The organism is Undibacterium sp. 14-3-2 (assembly GCF_016595265.1).
In the GTDB taxonomy this organism is placed as follows: Bacteria; Pseudomonadota; Gammaproteobacteria; order Burkholderiales; family Burkholderiaceae_D; genus Undibacterium; species Undibacterium aquatile.
Genome location: NZ_JAENGS010000002.1, coordinates 215,612 through 238,344, shown reverse-complemented (window position 1 = coordinate 238,344; position 22,733 = coordinate 215,612). Strand labels below are relative to the sequence as shown.

Below are 22,733 nucleotides of genomic sequence, written 5' to 3'. Positions count from 1 at the left end.
AAGGAATACCGCGTTCACAGACTGCGTAAAAGCACGGAAAGGAGATGTCTGGCGAGTGCGCTGCGCGGACTTCTCCAGCGGGCACACCCGGAGAAGTCCCGCCACAGAAGCCTTCAGGCATGCTGTTTTGCTGAGCCTTAAAAGACGCTGGCTTTCAGGCTGACTTTATAGGTGCGTCCGTATTGTTCGTATTGCGCGTTGTATTGTGGCGACCCTTGATAAACATAGTATTTTTCATTGTTCAGATTGGTCGCTTCAAACACTAACTGGAAGCGTTTGTTTAACTGATATGACAAAGAAAAATCGAGCTGTTTTTGAGTTTCAACGATGCGATCCTGATCCGCCCCCAGAATATCGGAGCCGAGTTCCAGCAGATACGGTGACTTGTAATTCAACGCGAGGCGCGTACTGACGGCGCCATGTTCATAGCCCAGCATCAGATTCATCACGCGTTTCGACTGCCCTGGAAAACGTATGCTGCGTGCCAGCGTTTTACCACTGGCAACATCGAAGCGACTGATATTGGCGTCAGAATTGGTAAACGACGCATTGGCGCCTATCAGTACATATTTCCAGGGGGCGGGTAACATGCGCAGCGGTTGTGAATACGCGAGCTCTATTCCTTGAATGCTGGCCGTGTCACCGTTCGCGTATGAAGTTGCTGTCGTATAGTTTTTCCATTGACCTGTGCCAGCAAGGTTGGTTGTATAAGTGAAATTTTTAATATCTTTATGAAACAGGTAAGCGGATACGACGCCGTCGTGCGCTAACTGACGCTCAATACCCAGATCAAGATTCGATGCTTTCAAGGCCGCCAGATCTGGATTGCCTATCGTCGCTTCTGTGTTGCTGGCGAGATTGATGCCGGGTGCCAGTTGGCTGAAATTCGCACGCACCACGGCACTTGTCCAGGCAGCGCGCACGCTGGTATGTTTGTCCAGATCATAGCGTGTATGCAGCGATGGTAACCAGTTGGTGTAGGAGCGCTCACGATTAACAGGCTGGATGGTGCTACCGCTGACCTGGCTTCCTGCTGCGTTAAATTTAGTACGCTCAACTCGCGCGCCGGCAAGAATATTCCAGTGACCAAAATCAAATGTATTCTGCAGATAGGCTGCATCGATATCTTCATTCAGCGTGAAGTCATTGATCGCGGACTCCAGCGCGAGTTTTGCATTCGCCCGGTTGAGTCCGGCAATACGGGCGCGGATCAGAGCTGGGCTGATAGCTGCACCAATGTTCGTAAATGGATATTCCAGCGTGCCCTGAACAAAACTGCTGAGAGAAGTGGAACCGGTACCCCAATAATTTCCGCTGGTGGTTTTGCTGCTGTTATAAGTCCATTGATCGGTATCATTGGTCTTTTCGCGACGACTGACTTTCGCGCCGAATTTTAAGCTGGATTCCAGCTGATCGAATGTCAGTTTGCGACTCATATCCAGCTGCGCATGCTGCTCGGTATCCTTTGAGTAGCGCTGCTGTAATGTGATCGCATTTAATCCGTAGCTGGCTGGATCAGACAGGCTTGCAGGTGCAATCAGTTTCGGTAACTGGCTATCCGTAAATCCCACGCCGGCAAAGTTAGCTGTACCTCTGAACCGTGCATCATTAATTGATTCCGGCGTATCGTCGGTTGCACGGCTCGACGCTGCAGCGGCCTCCATTTTCCAGCCTGAGATGTGTTGCTCTGTACCTGCAACCAAAGAACTGATCTGTTGCGTATATTTACGTTGCCGCAGGCGGCGTTCGGCACGCGCAGTCGAGGTGTTGCCTTCACTGATGCTGCCACCGCTGAAATTGCTGACAGTCAGACGGTCGCGTACCTCGTCATCGCTGAAATCACTGAGAAAACTGCGCAGATAATATTGCTGCTCTCTGGATGCGCGATAATCAAGATTAAGAGCATAAGCATGGCGTTCACGTTCCGGCAGATAATCGCGGAATTCAATGCCGCCGAGCCGGTTGTTATCCCATGCTCCGCCAGTTTCTACGTTGTCTGAACCAAAACTGCGTTTCTCAGCGCTGATGCCGGCGGCAATGCCCAGTTTCCCGTCCAGAAAGCGATCAGCCCACAATGCGCCCGCATTCGGGCTGGTTTTTCCGGTTACCTGATCGTAGCTTGCTCCGGTATTCACAGTCAGCGTTTTCCCCGGCATGTCGAATGCTGTCAGCGATTTGACTTCTACTGAACCGCCGAGTGAGTTGGCATCCTGATCGGGACGCAGGGTTTTAGTTACCTCCAGTGAGCGGATCAGACCCGATGGCAGCACATCCAGTGCGACGGCACGCCGGCTCGCTTCCGGCGAAGGCACCAATGCACCATTGATCGTCACTGCATTTAAATCTGCACCGAGACCGCGCACAACCACATAGCGGCCTTCGCCCTGATCGCGCTGTACCGACACGCCCGGCAGGCGGGCAAGCGCTTCTGCTGCATTTTTATCCGGCAGACTGCCTATGTCGTCGCTGCTGATGACACTGATGATGTTATTCGCTTTCTCTTGCGCCTCAATGGCTTTGCGCATGCTCACGCGTTGTCCGCTGATGACCACATCACTGGCAGCAGCGAGGGCGATGTCGTTCGCTTGCGCTGTGCTGATCAGGCCAAGAACGCCGATGGTGAGTGCCGACAGGCGGAAGATTACCTGTACGTCAGGATTGGAAAAGTATGCAGCAGGTCTTTGTCGGGTTTTCATTTTTTTGTCATTCATCAGTAAAAAGAATGAGCGGATTCTGGAGCCCGAATATGTCGTTTCGATGACAGGAATCAGACAGAAAGAGGCATAGTCCAGGAAACGATGCGACGACGAGGAAAAATGAGCTGAATTGACTTGCGTTGACGTTGTTAATCACTGTCATTGCCGCTGTAATCGGGGACGGCAAAGAGTGTAGAGATGAATTCGCTGTGTTTTTTGCGGTAATACGTGAGCTGTTTGCACCCCTGTTGTTTTTGCTGCAGCAATGCTGGTCATTGATTTTGATGTCATGAATTTGTCATGCAGGCCAGTTATTCTCGCGCCAGTTTTTATCCGGGGACTTGCATGCTGCACTTACATCGTAATCTGATTCTGGCGAGTATCGTCGCGCTGATCGCTTTGAGTGGCTTGTACGCTTATGTCGGTGTACTCAAACCGTTCTATAAATGGCATTGGATGGATATTGTCGGTGAAGGCGGCACTGCCATCATGGCGGGTGTCTGGTTGCTGATGACGCTTAGCAGCCGGCCTAAAGGGCGGGTCACGCTGCTGTTGGCGCTTGGCCTCGCCTCTATCATGTCGGGTTCCTGGGCTGATTGTATGGATGAGTTTTTTGCGATCCCCAAGGAGGATGTCTGGGATAACTGGCTGGAAGACACCCTGACTTTAGGCGGCATGCTGATTTTAACGGCTGGTATGTATTACTGGCGCATAGAGCAATTCAGTCTGAATGAACATTTACAAAAGCGTGAACGTTTATTTCGAGAACACAAACCGTACGACAGAGTGACGCAACTCAGTGATGCGGATTATCTGCGCTTGCAAATCCGTCTGGAAAAAGAGAATCATCCCGCGGCGGTTTGTTCCGTCGTCTTATTGGACATTAATTCCTTTCATCAGATTAATCGTCAGTTCGGCCAGCATGAAGGCGACCGCGTGCTGCAAGCGGTCAGTCACATGCTGCTGCTGAATTTAAGAAATGAAGATGTGCTGTGTCGTTATGCCGGTGATCGTTTTGCGATCGTCATGCCTGAAACGACTGTGGCAGATGCCGATGAGCTGGCAAAACATTTGTGCCAGATGGTGCAGGGAATGCGTCATTTCGCAAAACGCGAGCTGGTGCGGCTTGGTTTGCGCTATACCAGCGCTGTATCAGACGGAGATGCAGACAGTCTGTTGCAGGAACTCAGCCGTGGAATTGACTGTCCCGGGACGACGCCTTCAGAACTGGCGACCGCTAATCACACCTGTGCAGCATGATTGCATACCACCACATAAGTGATGCGCGTATCGCTATGCGTCAGCATCCGGCGATGCTGATCGAATTTGCCCGTAACCGGGAAGTAAGCGAAGCGAAGATATTGCTCGATACAGGCATCGATATCGCGGCAACCGAAGACGCACATAGGATGATCAGCCCGCAGCAATATTTACGCTTACTGATGAACGTGACTAAAGCCCTGGATGCCAACGACACCAGCTTTTTAATCGGTGAGCAGATGTTGCCGGGTCATATTGACGGTGTCAGTCATGCTTTATTACACGCCGGAAGTTTGCGTGAAGCACTCGAGATATTAATTGCCTACGCAACGCAACTATCGCCCTTAATGTGTCCCAGACTCAATCGCGGTAAAGGTTGGGTTGTCGTTTACTGGATGGACAGTTATGGAGCCCCGGCACAGCGTTCAGTATTAACGGAGATGCACATGGCTGCTTTGGTCGCTATGTGTCGTTGGCTGAGTGGTGAACGCTTGCCATGGCGTTTTTGTTTTAACCGGAGGGCGCCGCGTTACATCGAACAATATGAAGTACATCTGGGATCAGAAATGAAATTCAATTGCCACTTTGATGCCATGCTGATTGAAGAAGACATGCTCGACCGGCGATGGCCGCGCGGCAATCCGGTGGCAGTTAAGATGGCGTTGCAAGCGAGTGTCGCAGAACAAAAACAGAATACGCCCAGTTTATTAAATGCACTGTACGACTATCTTTTAAAACACATACGCTGTGCACCGACGCTGGATCAGGCAGCACAGGAATTTTTCTGCAGCCCTGCGACTCTGAAACGCTATCTTGCAAAACACGGCACGCATTTTCAGGCGGAGTTAGACCAGGTGCGATCACATGCTGCTCTGCATTTGTTCTTAACACAGCAAATTGACAATGAGGCGGTGGCACAGCATCTTGGCTTTCACGACGCGAATAATTTCCGTCGTTCGTTTAAGCGCTGGACTGGCCTGACACCCAGCTTAATCCGGGAAGGTATGCTTGCCGATCTGGCGAAATGGATTTAAGTCGTTATGACGCCGCGTCGATTTTATTCATCCCTGCGCAGACGTTTGATGTAAATCCGTTGTTGCTGATAAGACTGAGATGTCTGCTGATCGTAAGTGTGATTTTGCTGCGGTGTTTTGAGCAGACCGAGAAATACTCTCAGTAAAACAAACAGCACAAATAAGCTCAGTACAAATGGAATCAGACTGATCGCGAGAGCAATCGCGATACAGATGACGAAAATACGCGGCAGCGGTGTACGCAACATCGCCAGCGCACATTTCGATGCGAACTGGCGGAATTCCTGCGTTACCTGGCGCAGGACAGAATACATATATTGTGAAAAGGCGTTCATAGTGACTTTCTTATAGCGTCTTGTTCGAGAGTAAAGTGCAAGCGATTATTGCGTGTATCAGTGTCGTTCACAACGGTAATAATTTCTCCAATTTGCCGTGACGATATTGATCGTAAAAGCTCATTGCAGATCAGCGTGCGCTGTGTCTGGTATGGCACATACGCTTGGTGCTTGCGAAAATGCAGTATGCATTGCCCAATAAAAACTCCCGCATTGCGCGGGAGCGCAGAGAAAACAGAGTGACAATGCGCGCAAATGCCTCATTCAACGTCACTCAGATTTATCGATTTTATTTATTTCCTGAGCCTAAGTGCTGCAAGAAAAAGGCTTCATATTTTTTGTGCCAAGCTTTTGCTTTGATTGCACCGCCCAGCGCATGTTCCCCATCTGGGTCGAGGAAAAGATCGACCAGCGTTTCTTTCCCATTTTCCAGTAGTGCGCGATAGACATTCACCGTGTCCTGATACAGCACGTTAGGATCTTGCATGCCGTGTACCAGCAGCAGTGGTTTCTTCAGGCCAGCCGTCAGCGGCAATAAAGAATACTTACGCAGATTAGGCTTGCTGCGCTCAGTCTTGCCTATCGTGCGACCGCTATACCAGCTATTGTAGTTTTCCCATTCGGTCGGACCTGCACCTGCAATCCCTGCAGCGAAGGTGTCCGGGCTGGTGTACATCGTGTATTGGGTCTGGAAACCGCCGAAACTCCAGCCTGTCAGGCCGATACGATGACCATCAACACCCAAGTTTTTTTGCATGTATTGCGCCAGATCTTCGAGATCTTCGGTTTGCGGTTTGCCAGCCTGTTCCCAGTTTGCATCGCTGAATTTGCGACCGTAATTGGAATGTCCGCGCGGATCAACCGCAACCGTCACATAACCATTTTTCGCCGACATATACATACCAAACATATACGCTGTCTGCTGGAAGCTGTCAGTTTCAATGATGTGTCTGTCATTCAACGGGCCGCCGTAGGTGTACACGATGGCCGGACGCAGATCGCTGGTTTTCCAGTTCGCTGGCTTGAAAACATACGCCTGTATCTGATCGCCGTGACGGTTTTTGAAACTGAAGCGTTCCGGTTGTTGTACATCAATCGCTTGCCACAGTGGATCGTGACTTTGCGTGAGGGGTGTGATTTTGCTGGTCTTCACGTCGATCAGTTTTAATTCCGGACGGCTCGACCATTGACCTGCAACGCTGGCAAGTTTGTCGCCGATATCGGCAACATCGCTGGCACGATGGAAGTCGCCGGTTTGTCCCAGCACTTTCATTTCGCCACTCGCGATATCGACTTTGTATGCATTCATCGACGCGAAGTCGTCTTTATTTGCCAGCACAAACATCGATTTACTGTCGGGTGTAAAACCGATAATCTGATGCGCTTCAAAATCACCTTTCAGAATGGCTTTAGCGCTACCGCTGCCATTGCTGTTATCGGTACTGATGATGTAGGGCTGGCGATATCCCTGCTCGTCAAGTACCGCGATCAACTGTTTTCCGTCAGGAGTAAATTTTGGCTCCAGCACATTCACGACTTCATGACCAACATTGCCGCGACGTTCAAACACCAGTGCTGGCTTGACACCTTCTTCTGCTTTACCTACATAAATGCGCAGCAGATTTTTTTCACGTTCCCAGGTTGAAAACGTATAGCGACTGCCATCTTTCGCCCAGCTGACTTTACTCATTTCAAACCAGACGTCGCCGCCGTTGTTAGTGAATACCGGTTGCGGCTGACGGACAGATGTATCGGTCACGCGGCGAATGTACAAGGCCGTTGCCGGGATTTTACGTTTGTCATCTGACACTTCGCGCGGCACTTTTTTTGCTGTCGCAAAACGCTCGTTGTAATTCATGATTTCAACTTGGCGCTCAGAAGATGGTTTCACTTTACCGGTTTCTTCATCGACATCGGGTGCAACTGCGGAGATTGCCATCCATTGTTTATCTTCGCTCAGCACCGTGTTGGCGATGCTGTATTTTTTCTCTGCATCATCGGGATGAATCAGTTCGCGATTCAACTGACGAATCGCACTGTTGTCAAAGGCGGCACTGTAGAGACTCTTGCTATCCATGTAGATATAGCCTTTGTCATCCGCACGATAAGCGACGATGCGTTCTGCTTTGTCGGTTTGCGTCAGCCTTTCTACCTTGCCGCTGGCTGCCTGCAGACGGAATAAATCGCCGCGATACTGGAATATCAGTTCATTCTTTTTATTTGCCCAGACCAGATAATCGACACCGGGATAGAGGTCACTGGGTTTCAGTTTTTCTTTGGCGATTTTCTTTTTCAGTTCATCGCGTAATTCCCATAATTCTTTTTGTTTGTCGCTGTCTTTATCGGCTTTACTGTCTTTTTTTTCATCCGCTTTCGCTACCGCAGTATCGGCCGTGCCACTGGTTTTTGCTGCTTTCTCGGCAGCTTTTTCTTTTGCAGATTCAGCATCAGCTTCGGCTTTCTTCTTCGCATCGCGGGCTTTTTTATCGGCTAACTCACGCTTCACTTCTTCTAAGCCAGCTTCTTCCCATTGTTGCAGATTGACTTTTTCGCCACGCAGATAAGCCGCGTGGGCTTCTGCTTTTGCCTGACGATCAGATTCTTCTTTTTCTTTTTGCTTCGCTTTCTTCTCGAATCGATCCCACACTTCCGGTGCATCGAAAGTCTTCATCAGTGCTGGCGAAGTGATCCGGCGGGTTTCCCCTGTTTGCGTATCGTGCACATACAAATCAGAGCCGATTTCATTAAACGGATTCCAGACGTAAGCAAGGTAGCGGCCATCGTGGCTGAAGTTGATCACTTTCGCAGACTGCCCGGCGTAGGGCTTGGCACGAAAAACCTGTTCCAATGTCAGCTCGGCAGGGATGACTTTAGCAATGACATTGCTGGCTGGCGCTGCATGGGCGATTTGCTGCGGTAACAGCGCTGCGCCTGAGCATGCAAGGGCAATACTGAGGGGGATAAATTTCGGAAACATAGCACTTGCCTTCATTTTTTTTATAGATTGGAACGGAGAGAACAACTGATCAGTTGTTCTTCGATGCGAAAAATACAGGATGTATCTGCGTTTTCCACATGCAAAAAGAGACACCTATTTTGCAGACGAACTGCATAGACTTGCACCTGTGGACAGAGTTCCTGGCAGTTATAACTATTTTTATCTGCTTCCTTTCATTTGGCTTGGGATGCGCGAAATTGCTGAGAATAAAAGTTATCAAAAGTTCTTGATGCTTGTTGTTTTGGTGTTATAGTTAACTACAACACTAATTCATGTCGAAGTGGAGTGTGCATGTAGCGATATGTCGAAGCTGAATGGATGACGGCATCGCGTTTGGTGCAGTCAATGAAAATGAGGAGGGAATATGAGTGTCAACTGGCATGATCAGTCGCCGATCTATCGGCAACTGAAGGAGAAGGTGCAAGCCATGATACTGGACGGTGTTCTGAAACCAGGCGATGCCTTGCCTTCTGTCAGACAGATTGCTGCGGATTATCAGATTAATCCGATCACGGTATCGAAGGCGTATCAGGAACTGGTCGATGAATCTTTAGTGGAAAAACGCAGGGGAATAGGTATGTATGTGACGGAAGGTGCATCAGACAAATTGCTGGCGACCGAGCGGCAGCGTTTTATCGAAGAAGAGTGGCCAGCCATGCTGGATCGAATCCGCCGATTAGGTATAGGCGCAGATGAATTGCTGGCGCAAATGAATCGCCGCCAGACCAAAGGAGATGAATCATGAGCGTCGTGGTTTCTGCAAAAAATCTTTGTAAAAAATACGGTAAGCAGCGTGTTCTGGACAATATCAGTTTTGAGATTCCGGCTGGTCGTATCGTTGGTCTGATCGGACCAAATGGTTCCGGCAAAACGACGACGCTCAAAGCCATACTTGGATTAACGCCGTTTGACGGTGAAATGCAGGTACTGGGGCTGAATCCGCGCAGTGAGCGTGACGCTTTAATGCAGGAAATCAGTTTTATTGCTGATGTGGCGATATTACCTTCGTGGCTGACCGTACGTCAGGCAATCGATTTTGTTGAGGGCGTGCATCCGAAATTCAATCGTACGAAAGCGGAGCGTTTTTTGGCAAAGACCAAATTGCAACCGCAACAGAAAGTTAAATCGATGTCGAAAGGCATGGTGGTGCAACTGCATCTGGCACTGGTGATGGCGATTGATGCAAAGTTGCTGGTGCTGGATGAACCGACGCTGGGCTTGGATATTCTCTATCGCAAACAGTTTTATCAGGATTTGCTGGAAGATTATTTTGATCAGAATAAAACCATCATCATCACCACGCATCAGGTCGAGGAAATCGAGCACGTATTGAGCGATGTCATGTTCGTCCAGGATGGGCAAATCCGCCTCTCATCCAGTATGGAGGAGCTGGAGCGTCGTTTTATCGAATTGATTGTGCGTGATGAATTTGTAGACCGTGCGCAAGCCTTGCAGCCTATCGATCAACGGAAAACATTTGGGCAGACAACGATGCTGTTTGACGGTGTCAACCGTGAACAATTGGCTCAATTTGGAGAAACCAGACAACCGAGCGTCGCCGACTTATTTGTGGCGATGATGAAGGGGGGGAAAGTATGAAAACGATGAAGTTTTTATTATTGCGGGAATGGTGGGAGAGTCGTCAGTTATTTATCCGGACGGGTTTGATCCTGATAGCTTTATCTGTTGTATCCGCAATTATTTCTGCCATCGTGATGCAAGACCCTGACGCATCCCGTATCTTGCCTGGTGCGGTACTGACAGCCGAGCAACTGAGTAAAGAAGTGGATGGCATTGCCGGACATAGCCTGGCAGGACGGATGTTTGGTTTTTGCGTTGCCATGATTTTTTTCATGTACTCGTATTTTTCCGGAGCCCTGAGTGAAGAAAGAAAAGACCGTAGTATTCTGTTCTGGAAATCTTTGCCGGTCTCTGACGCGCAAACGGTGATGGCCAAAGTGTTGTTCGGAGTGCTGGCGATTCCTCTTTTCATGTTGGTCGCTTCAATCATTTCCAATATTCTGGCGTTAAGCATCTTATGCATCGGCCATGCTTTACAGGGGCGCTGGCTGTTTTTATCGGTATTCAGTCATGCAGGACTCTGGTCGCCGGTTCTTGATACCTTAAGAGTTTTTCCGGTGTTTATTTTGTGGTCATTACCAACGGTGGGTTGGTTGTTGCTGGTCTCCAGCGTGCTGACCAAGCGGGTCGGTTTGTGGGCAGTACTGGGGCCGGTCGCCGTCTTTTTGCTGCTGGTTCTGCTCTGCAAATCGTTGAATATGACGCTCGATTCTTTTGTCTATTTGTGGCTGGGGCGCTTGCTATTTAGTCTTTTGCCATTCAGCTGGTTATTGAATGCTGAATTACTCAAGCAGCATAACGGGTTTAAAAATGTGCTGGATTCTATCGTGCGTTCAGCACCAACGGATAGCTGGGATACATTCCTGCATCTGAATATCTGGTGCGGAGTGCTGATCGGTGCATTATTCATCTACGGAGCTATCCGTATGCGGACTTACCGCGAGTGATCGTTAAAAAGGCCTGAAACACATCGGTTTCAGGCCTTTTTATTTTTAATTTTTTATCTTTTATTTCAGCGTGCCGGTCTGACGACCAAGGCTACGCCTGCCAGCGCAATACTCATTCCCGCCAACGCGGTCAGGGTGAATTGCTCACCAAACATCAGCCACGCCATCGCAGCGGTGACGGCCGGTACCAGATACATATAGCTGGTGACTTTGGTTGCTTCGCCGTGCCGTATCATGATGTACAAAACCGAGATACCGATACCGGATAGCACCAGAACAGACCATGCAAGTGCGCCGAAAAATTGTGGTGTCCATAATATAGTTTGCGTTTCCAGCATCCATGCAAATGGCGCGGTAACCAGCAGCGACGCCGCAAATTGAATCACTTGCCCGGTGCGCACATCAAACGAAGGGCAGGTTTTTTTCTGATACAGGGTGCCTATCGTCATCGCAAATAACGCCATCACGGCCAGACTGACACTGGTCAGCGACAAAGCGACGACAGAAATTTTGTTCGCCACGACCAGACCCACGCCAGCGATACCGAAAGCCAGCCCCAGCCATTGTTTACCACGGATGCGTTCGCCGATGAACGGCCCCATGACCGCTGTCAGAATAGGTTGGATATTAGCGATCAGCGCTGCTACACCTGCCGGCATACCGAGCTTGACGGCGCACCAGATACCGCCGAGATACAAAGCTTGCATCAGTATGCCCGCGATGGCAATTGGTAACAGGTCTTTGCGGGCGGGCCACGGTGCACGCATGAGTATGGCGAGCGTCAGCATCATAACGACCACGCCCAGATAGCGCATGCATAAAAACGTCAGCGGTTCTGCATAGGGCAGGCCATACTTGGCGACCACATAACCGGACGCCCAGATAAAGATGAAAATGGCGGGCAAAGATTTCAGTAACAAGCTCTGGTTTGATTGCATACGAGATTCATTCGTTCAGGGTGGATGTTTAATGGTTTAGCGTTGTTGTCCGGGTGTTTGATGCGAGCGTCGCTACCAGATATTTGCGACCATTTTTCTACATCTTCGCATAAAGCATTTTGGGCATAGATGAAAAAAAACCTGTGATGCCGAAACATGCACAGGTTTTTTTCATCTGTTCCAACTGATGTCAGAACAGACCCGGTAACACGGTAACTTACGCCAGGTTCGCTGCAGCGAAATCCCAGTTAACCAGCGCCCAGAATGCTTCCAGATATTTTGGACGGGCATTACGGTAGTCGATGTAGTAAGCGTGTTCCCACAGATCGCAAGTGATCAGTGGTTTGTCTGTTGTTGTCAGCGGTGTCGCTGCATTCGATGTGTTGACGATATCCAATGTACCGTCAGCTTTTTTCACCAGCCATGTCCATGAAGAACCGAAATTGCCGACAGCTGATTTATTGAAGGCTTCTTTGAATGCATCGAAAGAACCCCATTTTGCGTTGATCGCGTCAGCCAGTGCACCAGTAGGAGCGCCACCACCATTAGGTTTCAGGCCATTCCAGTAGAAAGTGTGATTCCAGATTTGCGCGGCATTGTTGAAGACACCAGCGGAAGATTTTTTGACGATTTCCTCGAGTGTGGAATTTTCGAATTCCGTACCTTTGATCAGGTTGTTCAGGTTGGTCACATAAGTCTGGTGATGTTTGCCGTAGTGATATTCCAGTGTTTCTTTGGAAATGTGCGGAGCCAGAGCGTCCAATGCATAGGGCAATGCCGGTAAGGTATGTTCCATGATGTGTCCTTTTAGTTTTCTTCAGTGGGTTCCGTTTGAACGACGAACGGGTAAAACAGCCATTGTAAGCGTTTGTGCAAAAGCTTGCAGCGCACCAGTGTGGTTTTCCGGATCAGGTCTGCACCACCAGATTGAATTTGCTGCCTCAGATGATGCTATGAAAATTGCTATGCAGCCGGGTTTGCTGTCATTAATCCAGGCTGGTCTGGACGCTGCTGATGCCAACTTCGGCGCTGCCATTCGCCAAACGGATGTTGATCAGGCTTTGCGGGTGCAACTCCTGTGTTGAACGCAGGAGTTTGCCTTTGTGGTCGCGGATAATCGCATATCCGCGATCCAGCGTGCGTTGCGGATTGAGTAGTTCCAGCTGTGTCTGCAACGCACTTAGTTGTTGGCGCTGTTGCGATAGCGCGTGGCGCTGGCATTGCTGCAAGCGATGCCGGAGTTCGTTTACTTGTGTACGTGCCGAATTCACGTCAGGGCGCTGGTTTTTCAGTTGCGTGTTTAGTTGTGCCAGTGCGTGGCGGGAACGTTGCAAGGGAATTCCGCTGCTGTAACGCAAACTTTGCAGGCAATGCTGTAATTGCTGTCGTTTTAATGAAATCGCCGCCGCCGGGCTGAGCAGGCGGCGTGAAAGCCAGTCCAGTGTCTGACTCTGGGTCGCGAGTTGTCTGTGCGTTGCTCTTTGCATGCGTTGTTGCTGCTGCTCCAACCCTGCGATCCAGTCGGCACGCGGTGTGGCCGCGAGCTCTGCGGCGGCCGTCGGCGTTGCTGCGCGCATATCGGCGGCGAAATCGGCAATCGTAAAGTCGGTCTCGTGGCCGATGCCGGCAATCACGGGCATGGGGCAGTTGGCGATGGTGCGGGCGACGATTTCCTCATTGAATGCCCATAAGTCTTCTATGCTGCCACCGCCTCGGCAGACCAGCAGCACATCACATTCTTCCCGTGCGGCTGCGGTGGCTATTGCCTGCGCGATTTTGGCACCGGCTCCTTCACCTTGTACCAGCGTTGGATACAGGATGACCTGAATATGTGGCACGCGACGGCGCAGTGTTGTCAGTACGTCGCGCAATGCGGCTGCCTGTGGGCTGGTGACGATGCCTATGGTTTTTGGGAAGACCGGCAGCGGGCGTTTGCGTTCCTGATCAAATAAGCCTTCCTGGCCCAGTTGCGCCTTCAGACGTAAAAAAGCTTCATACAGGTTGCCGACCCCGGCACGACGTATCGCTTCCACGCTTAGCTGGTAATCACCGCGCGGCGCGTACAGCGTCACCAGCGCCCGCACCTCGACTTTATCGCCTTCGCGCGGCTGGAAATCAGCATACTGGGCGCGCCCCCGAAACATGACGGCACGCACCTGAGCCGCGCTGTCTTTGAGGGTGAAATACCAATGTCCAGAGCTGGCGCGGGTGAAATTCGATATTTCGCCGGAAACCCAGGTCAGCGGGATATTGCGTTCCAATAATTGCGCTACGGCGCTGTTAAGCGCCGAAACACTGATGACAGCGCTTGTCGCAATTGAGTTTGAAGGGCGGGAATCAGTGTTCATGAGGCATACAATCAAAAAAGCTGTCCACAGAAGCTTGTGGCGGTCACCAGCATGTCATTACGACAGTAATAAGTCAAAAGAAATGCAAATTCTGAATATAAGTCCTTGATTTTTATTATCAATCTCTCTGCAAATAAATCAGGCAATATGAAAAAATCCTTACAAATCAATGGAGTTACAGAACGATACAAGGCTTGTGCACAAACTTATCCACAGAATAAGTGCATAAACTGTGGGTATCTTCAAAGCAGTGACGGGAAGCAGGTTTTGCTTATATTTTATGCAGAACAGTATTTCTTAATAAAATCATGGAGTTAGTGCGTTTTCTTTTCCTTTTGCACAGTCTTGTCCACAAAAAATGTGAGAAAAATGGACTTGTTCACAGAAAAACTTGCTTTGTAAGTAATTATTTCTTTGCGATCTCGTCTTTTTAACGTGTGCTTAAAAAACAGGCTTTATAAAATAGTTGATATAAATCATGGACTTAACATGATTCCCCAGTCTTTTTCACAATGTTGTCCACAAAAAATGTGCAAAAAGTCAGAGTTATCCTCTGCAGAGGCCGGATACTTTCGGTTTTGTGATCATAAAAAGGTAATGAACAGCCTCAAAACCTGATTTGCCCAATTTTTAAGCTGATTATATTTATCTATATAAATCAATTAATTGCAGCTCTTTTTCAGCATTCTGCACAAATTTGTCCACATAATTTGTGCAAAACAATGGAGTTGTCCACTGCATGCACAGGCTTGCTGTTATTTTGAGCAAAATGGCTGAAAAAAAGCACTTTGCCTAAATAATTTGCAGAAGATTAATCTATTTATAAATCAGGGACTTAACTTGTTTCGCAGCGCTTGTGCACAAGCTTGTCCACATAAAGTGTGCAGAAATAAGAAAAAATATGGCCGGGAAAACCCGGTATTTACCCTGATCAAGGTTGCCTAATTCTTGAGCGTTACCGGAAATCTTTTTTATTTCAAAGGCTTACGGTGCTATGTCATACTTATCCACAAGCTTGCGCACAGATTTTGTGTAAAACATGGGAGATATGCACAGACGTCGTTTTTTTCTTCAGTACCCTTGCCCGTCAGCACACAAAGCGCTACATTGCGGGGTTGGATTTCTGAACCTACTAGGAGTGCGCTTTGTTCGCCATCATTCAAGCTGCCGGCTGGCCTATTTATCTGTTGTTGATTTCTTCCGTGATCGCCTTAACGCTGATTATTGAGCGCAGTTTTTCCTTGCGCCGCAATAAAATTCTGCCATCGACGCTGCTCGATGAAGTGATACGGGTGTATCAGTCGGGTAAGGTAAAGCCGGAAGTGATACAACAACTTGCAGGCAACTCCCCTTTGGGCAAAGTACTGGCTGCGGGTTTGCGCAACGTCAGCGCGCCACGCGAAGTGATGAAAGAGTCGATAGAAGAAGCCGGTGCTGCGGTCGCACATGAGCTGGAGCGATTCTTGACGACGCTGGGCACGATTGCCTCATTGGCGCCATTGATGGGTTTGTTCGGCACAGTGGTCGGGATGATAGAAATTTTCGGTTCACAAACGGCGACGGGCGCGAATCCGGCGCAATTGGCGCATGGTATTTCGGTTGCCTTGTACAACACGGGTTTTGGTCTGCTGATCGCGATGCCGGCGCTGGTCGCTTATCGCCATTTCAGAGCCCTGGTGGACAGCCTTGTGGTCGATATGGAACAACAGGCAGTCAAATTCGTTGATGTCGTGCATAGCGCCAGAAAGTAAATATGAACTTTCGTAAAGGAAAGGGCAGGGAAGAGCCTGAAATTAACCTGATCCCGTTTATTGACGTGCTGCTGGTCATCCTGATTTTTCTGATGGTGACGACGACGTATAGCCGTTTCACCGAGTTACAGATCACGCTGCCAACCGCAGACGCCGAAAAAGCACAGGAAAAGCCAAATCAGATTGATATCGGTATCGATGCGCAAGGGCGATACAAGATCAATAATCAGGCGGTTTCTTTTCTGGATACTGCGACGCTGGCCGAGGATTTGCGGCGTGCCAGTGCCGCGCTGGCCGAGGGCTCGACTGGCGCGCAGGCTGAGCCCGTTGTGATCATTAATGCAGATCGGGCGGCGACGCACCAATCGGTGATCGATGTGCTGGAAGCGGCCCGTATCGCCGGATTAGCCAAAGTGACATTCGCAGCCCAGGCTGGAAGCCGCAGTAAATAAGCCTCTCCGGCATGGTGATTTTGGGGAGTATGTGAATACGGTGCCCACAACCCCAATGTTTTAGCGGGCAATCTCATTTTTAAGTAGCATACTACCGGGGAGTATCTTACTCCCCGCTTGTTTTTTTAGCAGAGGAAGAAAGATGCGGGTCTGGCTGGAATCCTGGCTGTTGCAGGCGTGGCAAAAGCGCGGCGTCATGGCGTGCTTGTTGTGGCCGCTGTCCAGACTGTTTCAGCTGATTGTTACGTTCCGCTTCGGCTTGTTTGTGCTGGGTTACAAAGCGCAAGCGAAACTCAGTGTGCCGGTGATCGTGGTCGGCAATATCTATGTCGGTGGCACCGGCAAAACCCCGTTGGTGATCTGGCTGGTGCAGCAATTGCTGGCGGCTGGTTATCGGCCCGGCGTTATTTCGCGTGGCTATGGGGCGCAAGCCGACAACGTGACGCTGCTGACGGCGGGCGCGCTTGCGTCACAGGTCGGCGATGAGCCGCTGTTGATCGCGCAACGCACGGGTGTTCCGGTGGCCGTCGGGCGGGATCGCGTTGCAGCGGGGCGCGCATTGCTGGCATCGCATACTGAGGTGGATATCCTGATTGCCGACGATGGCTTGCAGCATTACTTTCTGGCGCGTGATATCGAAATCATGTTGTTCGATCAGCGTGGCGCAGGTAATGGCTGGATGTTACCTGCGGGCCCTTTACGCGAACCGGTACAAAGACGACGTGATTTCACCGTTCTCAACGCACCCGCTGAGATCAGCGCCGCAGCGGTGCCCGGTATTCCCGCTGACGCGGTTCGCATGCAATTACAAGCACAACAGGTGTATCAACTGGCGGAGCCGGAATGTCGCCAGCCCCTCGCCAATTTTGCTGCTAAGCGTTTGTGTGCGGTTGCTGGCATCGGTCATCCGCAGCGTTTTTTCACGACGCTGGCTAACGCGGGTTTGCAATGTGAAGGCGTGGCGTTGCCGGATCATTTCGCTTTCGATGCCGCGACTTTTCAGGCCATCGCTGCCGATTGCATTCTGATCACGGAAAAGGATGCAGTAAAATGTCGACAAATTCCTGCATTGCAAAACGATGCCCGCATCTGGGTTGTGCCTGTTGAGGCGCAACTCGGCGGCACATTTGCAGCAGATCTACTTCAAATGATTTCGGAGAAAAAGCATGGAAGCTCGCCTGCTTGATATTTTGGTTTGTCCTGTCTGCAAGGGACATTTGGTGTACAACAAGGCTGCGCAAGAATTAATTTGCTATGCCGATAAACTGGCGTTTCCTGTGCGTGACGATATTCCTGTCATGTGGACAGATCAGGCGCGCACCCTGACGCAAGAAGAAATCGACGCGCGTTGAACGGGGCGCCGTATGAGTTTCATCGCCATTATTCCGGCACGACTGGCATCGAGTCGCCTGCCAAATAAACCGCTCGCGGATATCGCTGGTAAGCCTATGGTGGTGCGCACTGCCGAACGTGCGCTGGCATCCGGTGCCAGTGCGATCATGGTGGCAACCGATCACGCCGATATTGTCGCTGCCTGCGAGGCGCACGGTGTGCCTGTGTGCATGACGCGCCCGGATCATCCATCTGGTACGGATAGGATTGCTGAGGTGGCCGCCAGCATGCAATTGCCAGCAGACGCCGTGGTGGTGAATGTGCAGGGGGACGAGCCCTTAATCGATCCGGCGCTGATTGCCGCAACTGCTGCGCTGGTGAACGCGCAGGTACCGATGGCGACCGCAGCACATCCCTTGCACGAAGTGGCCGAAGTTTTTAATCCGAATGTGGTGAAAGTGGTGCTGGATAAATCCGGCCGCGCTTTGTATTTTTCGCGCGCAACAATCCCTTGGCACCGCGATGCGTTTGCCGCGAGTCGCGATCATTTGCCGGCTGGCTATACGCCGCTGCGCCACATCGGTCTGTATGCGTACCGCAATGATTTTTTACAACAATACCCGCAACTCGATATCTCGCCTCTCGAGCAGATCGAGGCGCTGGAGCAGTTGCGCGTGCTGTGGCATGGATATCCGATTGCGGTGCATGTGACGCAGGATAGCCCGGCGGCCGGTGTGGATACGCAGGAAGATCTGGAACGGGTTCGTCGTATTTTTTCAGGAAAATGAGCTATAACATTGATGAACTCTGGATTGATTTCATATTCAGACAGCAATAAGCCCTGAAATTGTGGTAAGTTTCGTGAAAAGATTCTGTGTTATTACTACTAAAAGAAAAACAATTCCGTAGTGTTACACAGTAAATTAAAAAAGATTCCGCATGCTCCCTTGCGAGCGTGCAAGCAAATTCAAACTCGTCTTAGGAAATAAAATGCGTCTTATTTTGTTAGGAGCGCCAGGTGCTGGTAAAGGCACGCAGGCTAATTACATCAAAGAAAAATTCAATATTCCGCAAATCTCGACAGGCGATATGTTACGCGCCGCAGTCAAAGCCGGTACCGCACTCGGTCTGGAAGCAAAAAAAGTCATGGATGCAGGTGGTTTGGTTTCTGATGACATCATTATCGGCCTGGTCAAAGATCGTTTGAAAGAAAGCGATTGTGCAAACGGTTATCTGTTCGATGGCTTTCCGCGCACAACGCCACAAGCCGATGCGATGAAAGAAGCTGGTGTCGCGATTGATTACGTATTGGAAATCGATGTTCCTGATGAAGCGATTGTTGACCGCATGAGTGGCCGTCGTGTGCATCCGGGTTCAGGTCGTACTTATCACGTTAAATACAATCCGCCAAAAGTGGCTGGGAAAGATGACGTGACAGGTGAAGATCTGATACAGCGTGACGACGATAAAGAAGAAACCGTTAAAAAACGTTTGTCTGTCTATCACGAACAAACAGAAGTGCTGGTTGGTTATTATGGTGACTGGGCGAAATCAGGTCAGCCCGGCGCGCCTAAATACCGCAAGATTGCGGGAGTAGGGCCAGTCGAGACCATACGCGATAGCGCCTTCGCTGCATTAGCGGAATAAGAGGAGTAAGAGGAAGCGGACAATATGTCCGCTTTTTTTTCGTCTCTGCTCCTGTTGTGCCTGATCTGGTCATGTACTGAGTTTTTCTGTCGTCTCTGAGCATACGCCGCAGATGACGCTGTCTGACAACTACAACAACAGGAGGAGTCACCATGGTAACGAGTCTCTGGTTTGTGATCGGCTGCGGCATGATTGCCGTGCTATACGGTTTGCTGTCACGCCGCTGGATATTAAAGCAAGACGCCGGCACACCGCGTATGCAGGAGATCGCTGCGGCGATACAGCAAGGCGCGTCGGCTTATCTGGCACGACAATACCGCACGATAGCACTGGTGGGCGTGATCCTTTTCATTGCGATTGCCGCGATTCCCGGGCTTGGGCTGACAACTGCCTGCGGCTTTCTGATCGGTGCGGTATTGTCGGGTGCCTGTGGTTTTATCGGCATGAATGTATCGGTACGGGCGAATGTGCGTACCGCGCAGGCCGCGACCAAAGGGATGAATGAAGCGCTGGATGTCGCCTTCCGTGGCGGTGCGATTACCGGCATGCTGGTCGTCGGGCTGGGCTTGTTAGGCGTAACCGGCTTTTACTGGATACTCATACTCTCCGCGCCGCATGGGATGGGGCTGACGCTGAGTCAGCACGATGTGATTCAGCCCTTGATCGGGCTTGCCTTCGGCGCTTCGCTGATTTCTATTTTTGCACGGCTGGGCGGTGGAATTTTCACTAAAGGTGCCGATGTCGGCGCGGATCTGGTCGGTAAAGTCGAAGCCGGTATTCCTGAGGATGATCCGCGCAACCCTGCAGTGATTGCGGATAACGTTGGTGACAACGTCGGTGATTGTGCCGGTATGGCGGCAGACTTGTTTGAAACTTACGTCGTGACGCTGATTGCGACGATGTTACTGGGGGCACTAGTCGTTACTAACGCTGTGACGGAAGCGATTGTTTATCCCTTGCTGCTGGGGGCGGTGTCGATACTGGCCTCGATTGTCGGCTGTTCTGCGGTCAAAGCCAGGCCCGGTAAAAAAATCATGTCAGCGCTGTATACCGGCTTATGGTGGGCGGCTGGTTTGTCGCTGATCGGCTTTGCGATCGTTACCTGGCTGGTGTGGCCCGACGACGCAATGCGCTGGCGTATGATGGGCGCGACCGTGGTCGGTATCGTGCTGACTGGCCTGATGGTGTACATCACTGAATATTACACAGGAACAGATTTTAAGCCGGTGCAGCACGTTGCCCAGGCATCGACGACTGGCCACGGCACCAACATTATTGCCGGTCTGGGTGTGTCGATGAAGTCGACCGCGTGGCCGGTGCTGGCGGTGTGCGCTGCGATTCTTAGTTCTTACGGCTTTGGCGGCTTATATGGCATCGCGATTGCTGCGACGGCGATGCTGTCGATGGCTGGCATCATCGTCGCTCTTGATGCATATGGCCCGATTACAGATAACGCCGGAGGTATTGCTGAAATGTCAGAAATGCCAGCGTCTGTCAGGGCCATTACCGATCCGCTGGATGCGGTTGGCAACACCACCAAAGCGGTGACCAAGGGCTATGCGATAGGCTCAGCGGGTCTGGCTGCATTGGTATTGTTTGCCGACTACACCCATGCTTTAGATGCTGTCGGTAAATCGACAGCATTTGATTTATCTAATCCCCAGGTCATCGTCGGGCTGTTTATCGGTGGATTGATTCCCTATCTTTTTGGTGCTATGGCAATGGAAGCCGTGGGGCGTGCCGCTGGTGCCGTGGTGGTGGAGGTGCGCCGCCAGTTCCGCGAGATCAAAGGCATTATGGATGGCAGCGGCAAACCAGAGTACGACAAGGCGGTCGATATGCTGACCACGTCAGCTATCCGGGAAATGATATTGCCTTCGCTGCTTCCCGTGATTGTGCCGGTGCTCGTTGGTTTGCTACTGGGGCCAGCCGCTTTGGGCGGATTATTAATGGGAACGATAGTGACAGGATTATTCGTCGCCATTTCCATGACGACGGGTGGCGGTGCCTGGGATAACGCAAAGAAATATATTGAGGATGGTCATTACGGTGGCAAAGGCTCAGAGGCGCATAAGGCGGCTGTGACCGGTGATACGGTGGGCGACCCATATAAAGACACTGCCGGACCAGCCGTGAATCCTTTGATCAAAATTATTAATATTGTTGCCTTATTACTTGTGCCACTGCTGCCGCATCCGGTGCTACAGTCGGCTGGCGGTATTGCTGCAAGTGTTTCCACCTCATCTGCCGCTGTCGTCCTCGTTCCTGCTGTACCTCCACCCGAGGGGATTCTGTCAGTGTCGGCACAAAAATAGATACAAGATCAAATTAGAAAAAGACACAGACATAAACGGAATATTTGATGCAGATAAAAAAGATGCGTGCCAGAACAGCGGAGCATCTTTTTTCTTTTAGCGGTGCGGCAAACTTAGATACAATACAGATATGACGTTTACGTAAACGTAATGCGTTTGCATTGCCCGTTTGAATGCAAGCCCAATATCTGGTCAGATTTTCACATCAATAGCATTAGTTTGCTATTTCTTAACCAAAACGAAAGAGACAGAACATGCAAATCCAACATGGTGTTTTTATTATTACTGGTGGTGCTTCCGGCTTGGGTGCCGCGACGGCAAAGATGATTGCTGCCAATGGCGGTAAAGTTGTGCTGGCAGATGTGCAGGTGGATGCTGGCGAGAAACTGGCGGCAGAATTGGGCGGCATCTTCGTGAAGTGTGATGTAACTTCAGAAGCCGACGGCAAAGCGGTTGTCGACGCCGCGACTGCCTTGGGTACTGTGCGTGGTCTGGTGAATTGTGCGGGTGTTGCGCCTGCGGTTAAAACTGTTGGTAAAGACGGACCACATCCGCTCGACGTATTTCAGCGTGTGGTGAATATTAATCTGATTGGCACGTTCAATATGTGTCGTCTGGCTGCTGACGCGATGGCAAAAACAGACGCGACAGAACAAGGCGAGCGTGGTGTGATTATTAATACCGCATCGGTCGCGGCGTATGATGGGCAAATCGGTCAGGCAGCATATGCATCCTCTAAAGCAGCGGTTGTCGGGCTGACCTTGCCGATGGCGCGTGATTTATCTCGCAGTGGGATTCGTGTCATGACAATTGCGCCGGGTATTTTTGAAACACCGATGTTGCTGGGCATGCCGCAAGAAGTGCAGGACGCGTTAGGAAAGATGGTGCCGTTCCCACCTCGTCTCGGCAAGCCGGAAGAATATGCACACTTATCCAAAACGATTATTGAAAACGTCATGCTGAACGGTGAAACGATCCGTCTAGATGGTGCTATCCGTATGCAGCCAAAATAACGTTGCGATATCGTTGATGTATCGTTGATGTTGTCAGAGAGCGCAGCGTCTGCGCCTGATCTGATGACAATTCCGTTACAGGCTAA

19 protein-coding genes are annotated in these 22,733 nt (G+C 50.5%); 13 read left to right on the top strand and 6 right to left on the bottom strand.

What is annotated here, in order from left to right; all coding sequences use genetic code 11:
• Window positions 1–137: 137 nt before the first annotated feature.
• A complete protein-coding gene (locus tag Undi14_RS05620) occupies window positions 138–2,696 on the bottom strand; it encodes a TonB-dependent receptor (protein WP_200178580.1) in 2,559 nt (852 codons plus the stop codon).
• Window positions 2,697–3,041: 345 nt separating this feature from the next.
• Between Undi14_RS05620 and Undi14_RS05615 the strand changes: the two genes are divergently transcribed.
• Together Undi14_RS05615 and Undi14_RS05610 are read left to right on the top strand one after the other, a co-directional pair.
• On the top strand, window positions 3,042–3,956 hold the full coding sequence (locus tag Undi14_RS05615) for a diguanylate cyclase domain-containing protein (protein ID WP_200178579.1): 915 nt from the start codon (window positions 3,042–3,044) through the stop codon (window positions 3,954–3,956).
• Window positions 3,953–4,990, top strand: a complete 1,038-nt coding sequence (locus Undi14_RS05610) for an AraC family transcriptional regulator (RefSeq protein ID WP_200178576.1) — start codon at window positions 3,953–3,955, stop codon at window positions 4,988–4,990. Before Undi14_RS05615 ends, Undi14_RS05610 begins: the two co-directional genes overlap by 4 nt.
• A gap of 23 nt (window positions 4,991–5,013) precedes the next feature.
• Here Undi14_RS05610 and Undi14_RS05605 read toward each other — a convergent pair whose 3' ends face one another.
• On the bottom strand, window positions 5,014–5,325 hold the full coding sequence (locus tag Undi14_RS05605) for a hypothetical protein (RefSeq protein ID WP_186883135.1): 312 nt from the start codon (window positions 5,323–5,325) through the stop codon (window positions 5,014–5,016).
• A gap of 289 nt (window positions 5,326–5,614) precedes the next feature.
• Window positions 5,615–8,302: a S9 family peptidase gene (locus Undi14_RS05600; protein ID WP_200178573.1), complete on the bottom strand. Its 2,688-nt coding sequence runs from the start codon at window positions 8,300–8,302 to the stop codon at window positions 5,615–5,617.
• Between the two features lie 385 nt (window positions 8,303–8,687).
• Between Undi14_RS05600 and Undi14_RS05595 the strand changes: the two genes are divergently transcribed.
• Genes Undi14_RS05595 through Undi14_RS05585 form a run of 3 tightly spaced genes read left to right on the top strand, consistent with a single transcriptional unit; the run spans window position 8,688 to window position 10,851 of the window.
• Complete coding sequence (locus Undi14_RS05595; RefSeq protein WP_200178572.1) at window positions 8,688–9,068, top strand: GntR family transcriptional regulator; 381 nt, start codon at window positions 8,688–8,690, stop codon at window positions 9,066–9,068.
• The gene (locus tag Undi14_RS05590; RefSeq protein ID WP_190479424.1) at window positions 9,065–9,922 is read left to right on the top strand and encodes an ABC transporter ATP-binding protein; all 858 of its coding nucleotides are present in this window, start codon (window positions 9,065–9,067) and stop codon (window positions 9,920–9,922) included. Before Undi14_RS05595 ends, Undi14_RS05590 begins: the two co-directional genes overlap by 4 nt.
• Complete coding sequence (locus Undi14_RS05585; RefSeq protein WP_200178571.1) at window positions 9,919–10,851, top strand: hypothetical protein; 933 nt, start codon at window positions 9,919–9,921, stop codon at window positions 10,849–10,851. Before Undi14_RS05590 ends, Undi14_RS05585 begins: the two co-directional genes overlap by 4 nt.
• Window positions 10,852–10,916: 65 nt before the next feature.
• Here the strand turns inward: Undi14_RS05585 and Undi14_RS05580 are convergent, their stop codons facing one another.
• The 3 genes from Undi14_RS05580 to xseA form a co-directional block, all read right to left on the bottom strand.
• Window positions 10,917–11,789 carry a DMT family transporter gene (locus Undi14_RS05580; protein WP_186883140.1) on the bottom strand — a complete coding sequence of 291 codons (873 nt, stop codon included), beginning with the start codon at window positions 11,787–11,789 and terminating at the stop codon, window positions 10,917–10,919.
• A gap of 217 nt (window positions 11,790–12,006) precedes the next feature.
• A complete protein-coding gene (gene sodB, locus Undi14_RS05575) occupies window positions 12,007–12,585 on the bottom strand; it encodes a superoxide dismutase [Fe] (protein ID WP_186883141.1) in 579 nt (192 codons plus the stop codon).
• Between the two features lie 190 nt (window positions 12,586–12,775).
• Complete coding sequence (gene xseA, locus Undi14_RS05570; protein ID WP_200178570.1) at window positions 12,776–14,137, bottom strand: exodeoxyribonuclease VII large subunit; 1,362 nt, start codon at window positions 14,135–14,137, stop codon at window positions 12,776–12,778.
• Window positions 14,138–15,282: 1,145 nt separating this feature from the next.
• Here xseA and Undi14_RS05565 point away from each other — a divergent pair.
• From Undi14_RS05565 to Undi14_RS05530, 8 genes are all read left to right on the top strand, one after another.
• Complete coding sequence (locus Undi14_RS05565) at window positions 15,283–15,888, top strand: MotA/TolQ/ExbB proton channel family protein (protein WP_186883143.1); 606 nt, start codon at window positions 15,283–15,285, stop codon at window positions 15,886–15,888.
• A 2-nt stretch (window positions 15,889–15,890) separates the two neighbouring features.
• On the top strand, window positions 15,891–16,340 hold the full coding sequence (locus Undi14_RS05560; RefSeq protein ID WP_186883144.1) for a biopolymer transporter ExbD: 450 nt from the start codon (window positions 15,891–15,893) through the stop codon (window positions 16,338–16,340).
• A gap of 142 nt (window positions 16,341–16,482) precedes the next feature.
• Window positions 16,483–17,526 carry a tetraacyldisaccharide 4'-kinase gene (gene lpxK / locus Undi14_RS05555; protein ID WP_200178568.1) on the top strand — a complete coding sequence of 348 codons (1,044 nt, stop codon included), beginning with the start codon at window positions 16,483–16,485 and terminating at the stop codon, window positions 17,524–17,526.
• On the top strand, window positions 17,507–17,692 hold the full coding sequence (locus Undi14_RS05550) for a Trm112 family protein (RefSeq protein WP_200178566.1): 186 nt from the start codon (window positions 17,507–17,509) through the stop codon (window positions 17,690–17,692). The genes lpxK and Undi14_RS05550 overlap by 20 nt, the downstream gene beginning before the upstream one ends.
• A gap of 12 nt (window positions 17,693–17,704) precedes the next feature.
• A complete protein-coding gene (gene kdsB / locus Undi14_RS05545) occupies window positions 17,705–18,460 on the top strand; it encodes a 3-deoxy-manno-octulosonate cytidylyltransferase (protein ID WP_190479434.1) in 756 nt (251 codons plus the stop codon).
• A 202-nt stretch (window positions 18,461–18,662) separates the two neighbouring features.
• Window positions 18,663–19,319, top strand: a complete 657-nt coding sequence (gene adk, locus Undi14_RS05540) for an adenylate kinase (protein ID WP_186896750.1) — start codon at window positions 18,663–18,665, stop codon at window positions 19,317–19,319.
• Window positions 19,320–19,471: 152 nt separating this feature from the next.
• Window positions 19,472–21,634 (top strand): sodium-translocating pyrophosphatase, encoded by a 2,163-nt coding sequence (locus tag Undi14_RS05535; protein ID WP_200178565.1) that lies wholly within the window; start codon window positions 19,472–19,474, stop codon window positions 21,632–21,634.
• A 254-nt stretch (window positions 21,635–21,888) separates the two neighbouring features.
• The gene (locus tag Undi14_RS05530; RefSeq protein ID WP_190479438.1) at window positions 21,889–22,647 is read left to right on the top strand and encodes a 3-hydroxyacyl-CoA dehydrogenase; all 759 of its coding nucleotides are present in this window, start codon (window positions 21,889–21,891) and stop codon (window positions 22,645–22,647) included.
• Window positions 22,648–22,733: the final 86 nt, after the last annotated feature.

Bases quoted from the DNA above. Each gene is read 5' to 3' on its own strand.
- Undi14_RS05600 (WP_200178573.1), bottom strand. From the start codon at position 8,302: ATGTTTCCGAAATTTATCCCCCTCAGTATTGCCCTTGCATGCTCAGGC.
- lpxK (WP_200178568.1), top strand. From the start codon at position 16,483: ATGCGGGTCTGGCTGGAATCCTGGCTGTTGCAGGCGTGGCAAAAGCGC.
- Undi14_RS05605 (WP_186883135.1), bottom strand. From the start codon at position 5,325: ATGAACGCCTTTTCACAATATATGTATTCTGTCCTGCGCCAGGTAACG.
- Undi14_RS05580 (WP_186883140.1), bottom strand. From the start codon at position 11,789: ATGCAATCAAACCAGAGCTTGTTACTGAAATCTTTGCCCGCCATTTTC.
- Undi14_RS05585 (WP_200178571.1), top strand. From the start codon at position 9,919: ATGAAAACGATGAAGTTTTTATTATTGCGGGAATGGTGGGAGAGTCGT.
- Undi14_RS05595 (WP_200178572.1), top strand. From the start codon at position 8,688: ATGAGTGTCAACTGGCATGATCAGTCGCCGATCTATCGGCAACTGAAG.
- Undi14_RS05615 (WP_200178579.1), top strand. From the start codon at position 3,042: ATGCTGCACTTACATCGTAATCTGATTCTGGCGAGTATCGTCGCGCTG.
- sodB (WP_186883141.1), bottom strand. From the start codon at position 12,585: ATGGAACATACCTTACCGGCATTGCCCTATGCATTGGACGCTCTGGCT.
- Undi14_RS05550 (WP_200178566.1), top strand. From the start codon at position 17,507: ATGGAAGCTCGCCTGCTTGATATTTTGGTTTGTCCTGTCTGCAAGGGA.
- adk (WP_186896750.1), top strand. From the start codon at position 18,663: ATGCGTCTTATTTTGTTAGGAGCGCCAGGTGCTGGTAAAGGCACGCAG.
- Undi14_RS05530 (WP_190479438.1), top strand. From the start codon at position 21,889: ATGCAAATCCAACATGGTGTTTTTATTATTACTGGTGGTGCTTCCGGC.
- kdsB (WP_190479434.1), top strand. From the start codon at position 17,705: ATGAGTTTCATCGCCATTATTCCGGCACGACTGGCATCGAGTCGCCTG.
- Undi14_RS05610 (WP_200178576.1), top strand. From the start codon at position 3,953: ATGATTGCATACCACCACATAAGTGATGCGCGTATCGCTATGCGTCAG.
- Undi14_RS05560 (WP_186883144.1), top strand. From the start codon at position 15,891: ATGAACTTTCGTAAAGGAAAGGGCAGGGAAGAGCCTGAAATTAACCTG.
- Undi14_RS05535 (WP_200178565.1), top strand. From the start codon at position 19,472: ATGGTAACGAGTCTCTGGTTTGTGATCGGCTGCGGCATGATTGCCGTG.
- xseA (WP_200178570.1), bottom strand. From the start codon at position 14,137: ATGAACACTGATTCCCGCCCTTCAAACTCAATTGCGACAAGCGCTGTC.
- Undi14_RS05590 (WP_190479424.1), top strand. From the start codon at position 9,065: ATGAGCGTCGTGGTTTCTGCAAAAAATCTTTGTAAAAAATACGGTAAG.
- Undi14_RS05620 (WP_200178580.1), bottom strand. From the start codon at position 2,696: ATGAAAACCCGACAAAGACCTGCTGCATACTTTTCCAATCCTGACGTA.